The organism is Polaromonas sp. P1_F8, assembly GCF_056405635.1.
On sequence record NZ_JBFUBS010000001.1, the window covers coordinates 1,317,760 to 1,329,733 of the forward strand.

An 11,974-nucleotide genomic window follows, 5' to 3' on the forward strand; every position below is an offset into this window, starting at 1 on the left:
ACGTACTCATTGGGCTACGGCCACTTTTTACCCAAAAATAACTGCCTGAAAACAATGCAAGCCGTCTGGATGGTCCTTTCCTCGCTCCTGTTTGCCACGATGGGGGTCTGCGTCAAGTACGCGTCAGAACACTTCAACAGCGCCGAACTGGTGTTCTACCGCGGCATCCTGGGCATCGTCTTCATGGCCGCCTACGCCCGCGCCCGCGGCATCACCCTGGCCACCCGCTACCCGGCCATGCACGCTTGGCGCAGCGTGATCGGCGTGATGTCGCTGTCGGCCTGGTTTTATGCGATTGCCCATTTGCCGCTGGCGACCGCCATGACGCTCAACTACATGAGCAGCGTGTGGATTGCGGCCTTCCTGGTTGGTGGCGCGCTGATGCTGGGCAAGGCCGGCCAGAAAGGGCCCAGCCAGGGGCCTCTCGTCATGGCCATCCTCGCCAGCTTTGCCGGCGTCGTCATGTTGCTGCGCCCTGCCATCGACCAGAACCAGACCTTTGCCGGGCTGGTGGGCCTGATGTCGGGCCTGGGTGCGGCCTTTGCCTACATGCAGGTCATGGCGATTTCACGCATGGGCGAGCCCGAAACGCGCACCGTGTTTTATTTTGCCGTGGGCACGGCGGTTGCCGGCGCGCTCGGCATGTGCGTCATGGGCATCACACCCTGGAATTGGGAACACGCGCTATGGCTGCCGCCCATCGGCATCCTGGCTTCGCTGGGCCAGCTGTCCATGACCAAGGCTTATTCCATGTCTGAAAACCATGGCGGCACGCTGATGGTGGCCAACCTGCAGTACTCCGGCATTGTGTTCGCGGCTATCTACAGCCTGATCCTGTTTGGCGACAATATCCCCCTGATCGGCTGGGCCGGCATGGGCCTCATCATCGTCAGCGCGATTGCCGCAACTGTTTTGCGCGCCCGCGCTGCGCCCAATGCCCCCGCCGAAGAACACTAAGGAGCTTTCCATGAGCTACACCACCCTGATTTCTGCCGAACAACTGCAAGCCCTGATGGCATCGGCCAAGCCCCTGCGTATCTTCGACTGCACCTTCGACCTGATGAAGCCCAACGCCGGCCAGGAGCAGTACCTGGCCTCGCACATTCCGGGCGCCGTGTATGCCAACCTGGACACCGCATTGAGTGCCAAGCATGGCGTGGCGGGCGCCCATGGCGTGATCACGGCCAGCGGCGCTGATGCACCGGCGTCAGGTGGACGCCACCCGCTGCCCAACCGCGAGAAGTTCGCCACCTGGCTTTCCAGCGTCGGCTTTGCCAACAACATGCAGGCGGTGGTGTATGACCGCAACGGCGCCAACTACTGCGGGCGCCTGTGGTGGATGCTCAAGTGGGCCGGTCATGAAAACGTGGCGGTGCTCGACGGTGGGCTCCAAGCCTGGCAGGCCGCCGGCGGCGCCGTCAACAGCGGCGAAGAACCTGCGCATTTCCAGGCCAGCTTCCTCCTGGCGCCGGAAAAAGCCACATTGGTGTCGGCCCAGACCGTGGCGAGCCAGTTGGGCCGCCCGGCACAAACACTGGTTGATGCACGCGCCACGCCACGCTTCAAGGGCGAGGTGGAACCACTGGATCCGGTGGCCGGCCACATCCCCGGCGCATTGAACCGCCCCTTCGGCCAGAACCTCGGGCCCGACGGAAAGTTCAAGCCGGCAGCGCAACTCAAGGCCGAGTTTGAAGCCCTGCTGGCGGGCCGCAACCCGGCCACCGTGGTGCACCACTGCGGCAGCGGCGTCAGCGCCGTTCCCAACCTGATTGCCATGGAGCTGGCCGGCCTCGGAAGAAGCGGGCTCTACGCCGGCAGTTGGAGCGACTGGTGCAGCGACCCTGCGCATCCGGTCGCGCAGGGCTGAGGCCACCCTGCTTCACGGCCCCGCCAGAAACACAAAAACCTGCATGCTTTCCGGCATGCAGGTTTTTTTCATGTTGAAGCGGCCGCGCAAGACCCGCTCAAAAAGCGCCGGCCCATTGCCGGCTTTCCCTGTCTGTTATTTGGCCGGAGCGCTTGCTGCCGTACCAGGTGTCGCCGCATCACCCGTCATTGGGGCTGTGCTGGTTCCCATTGGGGTGCTACCGGTTGTGGACGTACCCATCGAAGAGCTGCTGCCTGTTGGGGATGGCGTGGTCGACGGCGAAGGTGTGGTCGAAGGTGAAGCGGCTGGTGTCGAAGGCGACGCGCCGGTGTCTTCCACCTTTTTGCCACAGGCTCCCAGTGCCAGCAAAGCGGCCAGGGCAACGGCGGTAAGGGCAGCAGGTTTGAATTTGGATGCGTGCATGTCGGTTTCCTTTTTTGAAGATGAAATGGCTGAACGGTGAGTGGCTGAACGTCAGCCGGAATTCAATTTAGCCCGGTACATCGGGCTTACCCCATGAGACGGTGTCCCACAGGGCTGTAAGCGTTTTTCGCCTGATACGTACGCGAACGTTTGATGAAAAAGCACCCGCATCAATGCGCGCGTGCGTGGCCGGACAGCCGGATGCGCTTGTGCGGGTTGTCAAGCCGTGAACCCGACGAAGGGCCGGCACCGCGACTGCTCCGCGAGCCGTTGTCGGGCCTGTCACCCAGGCGTCCTTTCGAAGGGCTGGGTTCGGGCCTGTGGGAGTGAAGTGTCTCTGCGGTGGTTTTCATGACGGTCTCCTGAAGGTCACCTCTGCGTGCGGCAGGAAAGCCGTAGCGAGGTGCAGACTGTTGAGTGGGATTGGGGGTGGTTTGCGGCGCTTGCACACCTGCTACGCACCTGTGCCTGCCCTATTCACTGTAGGCACCGCTCCTGCCCGGGAATGTAGGCAATGCCTGTGGATTGCGTAGGAACAAACCTACAAACCATCTTCTTCCGTCTTTTCCGCTCGGACACCAGCGTTCAAATCCCCACTGGAAAATGGAAGGTAGAAAAAGAAGGCCGATACAGGTAGGGAAAAGGCCGGGCGTCCCGAAAATCCTCACAAATTCAAATAAAAACTGCCATTCGTCCTTATGGGACGAGCGCAACCAGCTATCAAATCAATAGCAACTACGACCATTCAGTCCGTATCGGCAGCCACCGGCTGCGCAGGCGAGCGCACATGCTCGGGCCGCACGCCCACGCCGACCGCATAGGCCGGCAGCGCCTGCAGCAGGGGCCAGCGCCGCATCAGCTTCAGCGGCCAGGGCAGCGCCATGGGCGGGCCGTCGCGCCCCCGCGCCGCCAGTACCGGGCTGAGCAGGCGGTTCTGGATCGCGACCTGAACCGCCTGCGTGACACGCGTGGGAAACAGCCGGCGTTTTTGCACCTGCGCCAGAAAGGGTGTCAGCGCGGCGCGGTCAAGCTGCGGATTTGCCAGGGGCGCGGCCAGGACGTTGGCCGCCGCCACGGCATCCTGCACCGCCAGATTGATGCCCACGCCGCCCACGGGCGACATGGCATGTGCAGCGTCGCCGATGCACAGCAGGCCGGGCTTGTACCAGTGCTCCAGCCGGTCGACCGTGACACTCAGAAGCTTGATGTCGTCCCAGCTGGCCAGGGTGGCGATACGGTCGGCAAAGAGTGGCGCCACTTTCACCACGTCTGTTCGGAAAGCCTCCAGCCCCTGCGAGCGAACGGCCTCGATGCCGCCCTTGGGAATCACATAGGCGCACTGCCAGTAGGTACGGCGGTCAATCATGGCTAGGAAGATGCCGTTGGTAATGCGCCCACCCGTCGTGGAAGGATCGCCCGGCATCTTGGGCAGGCGCATCCACAGCACATCAATAGGCGTGCCCAGATCGCGCACGACCAGCCCCGCCGAACTGCGCACCGTGGACCGCCTGCCATCGGCGCCGATCACGAGGTCCGCCATCACCTGCAAGGCGCCCCCGGGCGTGGCGACCTCCACGCCCGTCACAACGCCGCCCTGCTGGATCACGCCGGTCACTTCGGCGTTCTGGATCAGGCGAAAACCGGGGTACAGCTCCGCCTCATCGCGCACAAAATCCAGGAACTCCCACTGGGGCATCATCGCGATGAATTTGCAGCGCAGGTGCAAATGCCTGAAGCTGGCCAGCACGAGTTCGGTGTTGCCGACCACGGCGCGCAACTCGCTTACTTCGTCGTGCGGGCGCGCCAGGAATTTCTCCAGCAGGCCCAGCTCGTGGATCACTTCGAGTGTGGAGGGATGCACGGTGTCGCCGCGAAAGTCACGCAGGAAATCGGCGTGCTTTTCCAGCACAAGCACCTGCACCCCGGCGCGTGCCAGCAACAGGCCCAGCATCATACCGGCCGGGCCGCCGCCGGCGATGCAGCAGCGGACATTCATTACGTCGGCCATGGTGTCTCCCCGGGGATGAAAATCCTCCGACCATATCCAGGCTTGATGGCCCTTGCAAGCTCCAGGCGGGGCAGCCACCGCCCAGACCCGTCAACATCTCTTGCGGAGCTGTTTTCGCCTATTTCAGCGTCATTGGCATGGGGGTAGTCTGCACTTCACCCGGGTCCGGCGGGGTGTCCAGGGGCGGCAGGGGCTCGGGTGGCGGAACGTTCGGGTTGGTGGCCATGGCTACTTCCCTTTTCCGGATTCTTTCGGCAGCCTGCCGGGAGACTTTGGAGCCTGCGGGAATCCGGCCTGTTTGGGCAAGTCGCGGATCATCGCCTCACCTTTTTCGTCCCGGCCGTCGGATGGCAGGTCCGCCTCCGACGTCGGTTCGGGCTCTTCATTGCCCGGCCGCTTGCGCGTGCCGCTCATCACAGGCCCACCACCATCAACGGCATGTCATGGATTGCCAGCGCAGCAGCGGCTGCCATGCTGGCGAAAACGGTAATGAAAAAAGCGATGTACGCGGCTGCGCGCGGGCGGTGAAAACTCCGCGGCTTGCGCTGTGGCGCTTCATGAGCCAACTCGCCGCTGACATCGTAGGCCGAGGGGCGGAAGGCGCTGGAAACCGTGGTGGAGTCTGAATGGAAGTTCATGGCGGGTCTGCCTTTTGCACAGTGTTTTGCACAACGCAACGGGGCATCAGGAAGATGCCTGGCCTTATCTTCCCGCTCCGCCCGAAACCCGCCTATAGGTCGCCAGGCCTTGTACTTGTCAGGCGCCGTCTGACAGCAGCCGCAACCGCAGCTGCGCCTTGCCGCTCAATGGTGGTGCGCAAGGCCGCTGATCAGCGTGACCAGGCCGATGCCGATGCCCAGCCAGGCGATTTGCGCCATGGTTTCCCGGGCAGTGACGCGCTTTTGCAACTGGGGAATCAGGTCGGCCAACGCGACATAGATAAAGCTGCTGGACGCCATGATCAGGAAAAACGGCAGGTAGTCATACAGCTGGTCGACCAGCGCGTAGCCGACCACGCCGCCCAGCGCGGTGACGGCACCGGCCAGCGACACCTTGATGAAGGCGGCGCGGCGGTTGTTGGAGGTCTGGCGCAGCACCACCAGGTCGCCCATGTGGTGGGGCACTTCATGCACCAGCACCGCCAGGGCTGCGACCACGCCCAGCCGCAAATCGGCCATGAAAGCCGACGCAATCAGGATGCCGTCGCCGAAAGCGTGCACGCTGTCGCCGGCCAGCACAGCCCAGCTGCCGCTTTTGGCTTCGCCATGCGCATGGTTGTGGTGGCTGTGTGCGGCATGGACGTGCTCCGCATGGTCATGCTGCGCATGCGCAGCCACCTCGGGGCCATGGTGCTCGCCGCCATGGTGCTCATGGCCGTGGTGCCACAGCTCGGCCTTGTCGAGCAGGAAGAAAAACACCAGCCCCACCAGCAGGGTAGCAAACAGTTCTTTCGCACCCGCCTGGCTTTCAAAGGCCTCGGGCAGCAAATGCATGAAGGCCGTGGCCAGTAACGCACCTGCCGCCAGGCTGAGCATGTGCTGGGTATAGCGGGCCAGCACGCCAAAGCTGAGCAGCGCCGCCAGCCACACGCTGCCGATGCCGGCGGCCAGGGTTCCCACCAGGATTGCTATCAAAGTCATAGCTGCTTGCGCTCGTATTTATTGGGCTAAGGCCCGAAATCACTCAAAATTATCCGCAGAGGTTACACCACAGACGACAAAACCCCGGGCGCGGCATCCAATGCCTGCGGCCGGGGTTGTTTCAATCTTATCAAGCCTGTCAAGTGGTTAGCCCCCACGGTCGCTCACTGCGTGTAGCTCCCTGCCCCCCGAGGGGGCCGCAGAACTTGAGCCCCACGGTCGTTCGCTTCGCGTAACTCCCTGCCCCCGAGGGGCCGCCCGCCCTACGGCCCGGCAAAGCCGGTTCCGGGGCTCATGCTGGCTTGAAGAATTCTTTGGGCGCAACTGGTGGGGCCGTAATAAAAAAGCCGCCGGCCCTTTCGGGCTTGGCGGCTTGCGGCCTGCAGGCGGGGAATCAGGCTACGCCGTGGCCCTTGAACCACTCCAGCGCACGCTTGAAGCCGTCGTCAGCCGCATCTTTGCGGTAGCTCGGGCGGTAGTCGGCATGGAAGGCGTGGGGAGCTTGCGGATAGACCACAAACTCGGAGGCGGCCGCGGCCTTGTTGTCCTTGGCGCCAGCCTCGGCCAGGGCGTCTTTCATCTGGTTGACGGTGGTCAGCGGGATGCCGCCGTCCTGCCCGCCGTAGAGGCCGAGCACGGGTGCCTTGAGGTTGGCGGCCAGGTCCAGCGGGTGCTTGGGCGTCAACGCCGATGGCTGGCCCACCAGGCGGCCGTACCAGGCCACGCCGGCTTTGACGTTCTTGCTTTGTTCGGCATACAGCCAGGTGATGCGGCCACCCCAGCAAAAACCGGTGATGCCGACCTTTTTGGCGTTTCCACCGTTAGCGGCTGCCCACTTCACGGCGCCGTCCAGGTCGGCCATGACCTGTTCGTCAGGCACTTTGGACACCACTTCGGCCATGAGCTTGGCCATTTCGTTGTACTTGCTCGGGTCGCCCTGGCGCGCATAGAGCTCGGGGGCAATCGCCAGGTAGCCGGCTTTGGCAAAGCGCCGGGCCGTGTCGGCGATGTATTCGTGCACGCCAAAAATTTCCTGGATCACCAGCACCACCGGCAGGTTGGTCTTGCCGGCCGGCGCCGCGAAAAACGCGGGCACCTTGAAGCCATTGACTTCATAGGTGGTTTCGCCGGTCTTCAGGCCTTCTGAGGAAGTTTTGATGGCTGTCTGCGCCATGATGGGCATGGCGGTGGCGGCATACCCGACCCCCAGGGCCGTTTTGAGCGCGGTGCGGCGGCTGGCGCCGGCTTCGGTGGACCGCCCGGGCAGCAGGGCGTCGAAGTCTTTCTTCTGGTCGTGTTCAAGCATGGCGGTTTCCTCGGTAGATTGTGGGAGGTTGTCAAAAGGCAAACAGTCGGAGTCTATGCGGCCCCGGAAGTTCTTGCCACCGCAAGGCAATGACGCTGGTGTTTTCCCTTGCCCACCGCCCTGCCCCACACTCAAACTCAAACTCAAACGATCTTGACACTGAGCTCCGGCAGGCCGTCGATATGGCATTCGATGACATCGCCCTTGACCACCGGGCCGACGTTTTCAGGCGTGCCCGAGTAAATGATGTCGCCGGGAAAGAGCTCAAACGCTTCAGACAGCTTGGAGATCTGCTCGGCCACCGACCAGATCATGTGGTTGAGCGTGGCGTTCTGCTTGACCTGGCCGTTGACCTTGAGCCAGATTGCGCCCTTGGTGTAGTGGCCTGTCTGCGCAACCTTGTGAATGGGACCGATGGGAGCCGACATGTCAAAGCTCTTGCCGATTTCCCAGGGCTTTTTCTGGTCGCCCATGCCGCGCTGCAGGTCGCGGCGCGTCATGTCCAGGCCCAGCGCGTAACCGTAAACACGATCCAGCGCCTCGCTCATCGGGATGTTGCGCCCACCTTTGGCCAGCGCCGCCACAAGTTCGACTTCGTAGTGGTAGTTTTTGGTCAGCGTGGGGTACGGGTGGTCTGCGACCTTGCCGGGCGGCACCACCTGAATGGCGTCCGTCGGCTTCTGAAAGAAGAACGGCGGTTCACGGCTCGGATCCGAACCCATCTCGATTGCATGTGCTGCGTAGTTGCGGCCTATGCAGTAAATGCGGCGCACCGGAAACATTTCGGCGCTGCCCGCGATGGGGATGTAGGTCTCAGCCACCGTGAAAGGCGTGGCCGGCGCATTGGCCGCCGTGCCCGGCGTGGCGCAGCCGACGACAGCGCCTGTCGCCATCAGGGCGCCTGTTTGCAGAATTCCGCGTTTGCTCATGTCTGGTTGTGTCATGTGTGTCTCCTGGGATTGATAAAAGCTGGAGCTTGTTGTCAGCGTTTTTTCTCCAACCATCAAGCTTAGGACGGGCATGGCTTCTATGGGAGGACGCAATTACGCATTAACCGGACGATTCAATGCAGTGCTGCTGCACCGCAGCAGATGCGGATGGATCAGGCGCCGGAGATTTTTGCTCGCACGCTGTCGCGGTAGGCCTTGGGCGTCTGTCCGAAGCGCTGACGGAAGCGCCGTGCGAAATAGGCCTCATCGGCAAAGCCCGAGGCATGGGCGATGCTGGCGATGCGCTGGCTGCTGTGCGCCAGCTGTTCCTGCGCAAACTCCAGGCGCCGCTCTGTCACCAGGTCGGTGAAAGTCTTGCCGGTTTCTTTCTTCAGAAGGTGCGCAAGGTAGTTGGGCGAGAGGAAGGCGGCCGCCGCCGCGTCGGCCAGCGTGACCTCGCCGGCCAGGTGGTCGCGGATGTAACGCACCGCGCGCTGCAGGCTGGCACGCCGGCTGCCCTGCTGCGCCTGGCTGGCCGAAAAACGCAGCAAGTCGGCTTCGTACTTGCGGCAGACCATGCCGATCAGCTGCAGCATCAGGCCGCGGATCATCTCGATGGAGCCGAAGCGGCGATGCGCGTTCTCCAACGCAAGTTTTTCCAGCAGCACTTCGATCTCCGGAAACTCTTCCTCGGAAAAATAGAAGTCAGCGTATTCCTGGAACAGGAAGGGCGCGAGTTCGGGCGCGCGGCTCAAGGGCACGTCTTCCAGATCCAGCGGATCCACATCGAGGCCGGGGCGCAGGAACTGCTGCGACATGTTAATGATGACGTAGCGCGAGCCCTCGGGATGCGGGATCACATGCACGCGGTAAGGCAGGATAAAACTCAAATAGCCGCGCCGGAAAGGCCGCACCGTGCCGGCTACATTCTGTTCAGTGTCGCCCTGCAGGCTGATCTGGACCTGGAAATACTCATGCCGGTGCGGACGTACCAGCGGCGGCCGCACCAGCTGGGACCGGATGTCGAAGTCGAGGTGGTCGGCCCGCTCGGACATGCCGTAGGTCTTGATGTCTGTCATGCGCCGTATTCTCGGGCTTGGGCCTTGGCTGTTGTTTCTTTTCAGAATCTTTTATTTCTGTATTGACAGAAATTTCAGACGGCGTATATTCAAAGCCATGGAACTCAGCCCCGTCGCCCGCAAATTCGTCGTCCACTGGGGAGAAATGGGCACCGCCTGGGGCGTGAACCGCACCGTTTCACAAATCCACGCCCTGCTTTTCTTCCACGGCCGCCCGCTGCATGCCGAAGACATCGCCGATACGCTGGAAGTGGCGCGCTCCAACGTCAGCACCAGCCTCAAGGAGCTGCTGAACTGGAACCTGATCCGTGCGACCCATGTGCTGGGCGACAGGCGCGACTATTACGAAACCTCGCTCGACGTCTGGGAACTCTTTCGCACCGTGGTGCGCGAACGCAAGGAGCGCGAGTTTGACCCGACCGTGCGCATGCTGCGCGAGTTGGTGAAGGAAGACGGCTTTGAGGCCGAGTCCGCCGATGCCCAGGACCGGGTACGGGAAACGCTGCGCCTGATGGAATCCCTGGGCTTGTGGGCCGACGAGATGCTGCGGCTGTCGCCCACCACACTTGAAAAGGTGTTGCGCATGGGCGCCAGCGTGCAGAAGTTCGTGCGCGGCGACAGCGACGCCAAACCCATGGACCCCTCCGAACTTTTACCGCCTACTTTTTGATTTAAAGGACCTGGCCAGTTTTGGCCCTTTTTTTGACTATTGATTTCTGTTTGTACTGAAATTTCTAAAGGAGAGAAATATGACAAGCATCCGACCGAAAATCCGCAGCGTGCCCGACTTCGGCAATACCCGTTACAACAGCTTCAAGGCAGGGCTGGATCCCACCATTTACCCGCTGACTCTGTTCTACGAATCCGCCTGCCCGCTGTGCAACGCCGAGATGAGCAACCTCATGCTGCGTGACACCGAAGGGCACCTGCGCTTTGCCGACGTCTCGGCGCCGGACTTCAACGACGTGCCCGCCGGCGCCACGATGGAAGATCTGCTGGCGCTGATCCATGCACGGACCGCGGATGGCCGCGTACTCAAGGGCGTTGAAGTGTTCCGGCTGGCGTACGAGGCTGTCGGCCTGGGCTGGGTCAGCTCCGCCATGCGCATGCCCTTGCTGCGCCCGCTGGCCGAATGGGGCTACCCGGTGCTGGCGCGTAACCGCCACCGCATCCCACGCGGCTTTGTGCGCCTGCTGTTTGAAGGCGCGGTGCGGCGCGCGGCCGAACGCTCGGCCCTGGCGCGCTGCGATACCGGAACCTGCTCACGTTAAGCAGCCCCTCACCTTTTCACCCCCACCCTCCGAGCAAACACGAAGCGAAAGGAAACCATCATGAGTGCCAACCTGTTTTTTGTCTCCCTGCTGATTGCGCTGGTCGGCCCGGTCGTTGCGATCACTTACCTCAAACCCATCCTCTACAAGGTGCTGCGCATGCTGTGCGATGCCGACGGTGGCGCGGAGTTCTGGATACGCTGCGCCTACCTGCTGGCGGTGTCGGGCACCTTGCTGCTGATGCTGACCTTCGGCGAATTCAATGACCGCAGCAGCGTCATCGATACCGTGCGGCGTTCGCTGTGGCTGGTGCTGGCGGGCGTGTTTGTCACCGTGGCGATCATTTCGCGCAATGTGTGGATGCAGGTGCGGCAATGGCTGGCGGCGAAAGAGCTCGCTGCCCATGTGCAAGGTGCCCGCATCGCCAGGCCCGCCGGATCGGCTGTGTCCGATGAATCCTCCACGGCCGGCTGGCCCGCCTGAAGAGGCTCATGAACGGAGAACAGAAATGATCACCGCAACACCTGCCACGCCCCGCGCCATCACCCCGCCCGCCAAAGGAGGTGAAGCACGGCTGGCGGGCATCCGGTCCTACTACAACGCCGTGGCCGAGGACTACCGGGCCTGGAGCCCCGGCATGAACATGCACTTCGGTTACTGGACCTGGAAGGTCAACCCCCTGGCCCGCGAAGCCATGCTGGAGCGCATGAACCGGGAGGTGCTTGAGCGGCTGGCCTTGCCAGACAGTGGCGCCGTCCTGCTTGCGGACCTAGGCTGCGGCGCTGGCGCCACGGCGCGGTCCATCGTCCAGAGCCGCAAGCACAGCACGGTGGACGCCGTCACACTGGTAGCGCAGCAAATTGTCCAGGGCGCCCAACTCAACCAGGCCGCGGCCTTGCCCAACCAGGTCCGCTTTCACCTGGCCGACTATGTAGACACCGGCTTGCGCACGGGTGCGTACGACGGTGTCTACGCGCTTGAAAGTGCCTGCCACGCACCGGGCGCCGACAAGCGCGCCCTGGTGCGGGAAGCGGCCCGCTTGCTGCGCCCCGGCGGTACGCTGGTAATTGCCGACGCCTTGCGCCGCAACAACAAACCGCTGCCAGGGTTCATGGAGCGGATCTACAGGCTTTGGTGCCATCACTGGGCGGTGAACGAGCTGGCCGAGAAAGAGGCGCTTCACACCGCGCTCGCCAGCCAGGGGTTCACCGACATCCGGTTCCAGGACATCAGCCTGCGCCTGGCGCCAAGCGCCTTGCAGATTCCGCTGTTCGCCACGCGCTTTGCGTTGCGAGAATTATGGCGAGCCCGGTTCCATCTTTCGCCACTGCGCCGTGGCCACATCGTGGCGTCCTATGCGGCCTTCCTCCTGGGCGTGTGGCTGCCGGGTTTTGGCTACTACATGGTCACCGCGCGCAAACCTGCGAACGGCGACGCATCGCCGCGTTAAC

The 11,974-nt window shown here is 62.8% G+C and carries 15 protein-coding genes; 7 read left to right on the forward strand and 8 right to left on the reverse strand.

Going from position 1 to position 11,974, the window contains the following annotated elements:
• Positions 1-54: 54 nt before the first annotated feature.
• The 3 genes from AC1D1J_RS06235 to AC1D1J_RS06245 are packed head-to-tail and all read left to right on the forward strand — an operon-like array spanning position 55 to position 2,330.
• Positions 55-957: a DMT family transporter gene (locus tag AC1D1J_RS06235; protein ID WP_477685143.1), complete on the forward strand. Its 903-nt coding sequence runs from the start codon at positions 55-57 to the stop codon at positions 955-957.
• A 10-nt stretch (positions 958-967) separates the two neighbouring features.
• Positions 968-1,867, forward strand: coding sequence for a sulfurtransferase (locus AC1D1J_RS06240; protein WP_477685142.1), 900 nt, complete (start codon positions 968-970; stop codon positions 1,865-1,867).
• A 43-nt stretch (positions 1,868-1,910) separates the two neighbouring features.
• A complete protein-coding gene (locus tag AC1D1J_RS06245) occupies positions 1,911-2,330 on the forward strand; it encodes a hypothetical protein (protein WP_477685141.1) in 420 nt (139 codons plus the stop codon).
• 130 nt (positions 2,331-2,460) lie between these two features.
• Here AC1D1J_RS06245 and AC1D1J_RS06250 read toward each other — a convergent pair whose 3' ends face one another.
• The 8 genes from AC1D1J_RS06250 to AC1D1J_RS06285 all read right to left on the reverse strand — a co-directional run bounded on the left by AC1D1J_RS06250 (position 2,461) and on the right by AC1D1J_RS06285 (position 9,252).
• Positions 2,461-2,643, reverse strand: coding sequence for a hypothetical protein (locus AC1D1J_RS06250; protein ID WP_457280007.1), 183 nt, complete (start codon positions 2,641-2,643; stop codon positions 2,461-2,463).
• Positions 2,644-3,035: 392 nt separating this feature from the next.
• On the reverse strand, positions 3,036-4,298 hold the full coding sequence (locus AC1D1J_RS06255) for an FAD-dependent oxidoreductase (RefSeq protein ID WP_477694156.1): 1,263 nt from the start codon (positions 4,296-4,298) through the stop codon (positions 3,036-3,038).
• Positions 4,299-4,526: 228 nt separating this feature from the next.
• Positions 4,527-4,712 (reverse strand): hypothetical protein, encoded by a 186-nt coding sequence (locus AC1D1J_RS06260; protein WP_477694157.1) that lies wholly within the window; start codon positions 4,710-4,712, stop codon positions 4,527-4,529.
• Positions 4,712-4,936, reverse strand: a complete 225-nt coding sequence (locus AC1D1J_RS06265; RefSeq protein ID WP_477694158.1) for a hypothetical protein — start codon at positions 4,934-4,936, stop codon at positions 4,712-4,714. The genes AC1D1J_RS06260 and AC1D1J_RS06265 overlap by 1 nt, the downstream gene beginning before the upstream one ends.
• Positions 4,937-5,101: 165 nt before the next feature.
• Positions 5,102-5,938: a ZIP family metal transporter gene (locus AC1D1J_RS06270; protein WP_477694159.1), complete on the reverse strand. Its 837-nt coding sequence runs from the start codon at positions 5,936-5,938 to the stop codon at positions 5,102-5,104.
• 394 nt (positions 5,939-6,332) lie between these two features.
• The gene (locus AC1D1J_RS06275; protein ID WP_477694160.1) at positions 6,333-7,244 is read right to left on the reverse strand and encodes a dienelactone hydrolase family protein; all 912 of its coding nucleotides are present in this window, start codon (positions 7,242-7,244) and stop codon (positions 6,333-6,335) included.
• 143 nt (positions 7,245-7,387) lie between these two features.
• Entirely contained in the window at positions 7,388-8,188 is an 801-nt protein-coding gene (locus AC1D1J_RS06280; protein ID WP_477665594.1) for a fumarylacetoacetate hydrolase family protein, read from the reverse strand.
• A gap of 158 nt (positions 8,189-8,346) precedes the next feature.
• Positions 8,347-9,252, reverse strand: coding sequence for a helix-turn-helix domain-containing protein (locus tag AC1D1J_RS06285; RefSeq protein ID WP_477694161.1), 906 nt, complete (start codon positions 9,250-9,252; stop codon positions 8,347-8,349).
• 97 nt (positions 9,253-9,349) lie between these two features.
• On the opposite strand from AC1D1J_RS06285, the gene AC1D1J_RS06290 reads away from it, so the two are divergent.
• From AC1D1J_RS06290 to AC1D1J_RS06305, 4 genes are all read left to right on the forward strand, one after another.
• Positions 9,350-9,922, forward strand: a complete 573-nt coding sequence (locus AC1D1J_RS06290) for a GbsR/MarR family transcriptional regulator (RefSeq protein WP_477685137.1) — start codon at positions 9,350-9,352, stop codon at positions 9,920-9,922.
• A 79-nt stretch (positions 9,923-10,001) separates the two neighbouring features.
• Positions 10,002-10,523 carry a thiol-disulfide oxidoreductase DCC family protein gene (locus AC1D1J_RS06295; protein WP_477694162.1) on the forward strand — a complete coding sequence of 174 codons (522 nt, stop codon included), beginning with the start codon at positions 10,002-10,004 and terminating at the stop codon, positions 10,521-10,523.
• A gap of 60 nt (positions 10,524-10,583) precedes the next feature.
• Positions 10,584-11,006 carry a hypothetical protein gene (locus tag AC1D1J_RS06300; protein ID WP_477685135.1) on the forward strand — a complete coding sequence of 141 codons (423 nt, stop codon included), beginning with the start codon at positions 10,584-10,586 and terminating at the stop codon, positions 11,004-11,006.
• 25 nt (positions 11,007-11,031) lie between these two features.
• Positions 11,032-11,973: an SAM-dependent methyltransferase gene (locus AC1D1J_RS06305; RefSeq protein ID WP_477694163.1), complete on the forward strand. Its 942-nt coding sequence runs from the start codon at positions 11,032-11,034 to the stop codon at positions 11,971-11,973.
• Position 11,974: the final 1 nt, after the last annotated feature.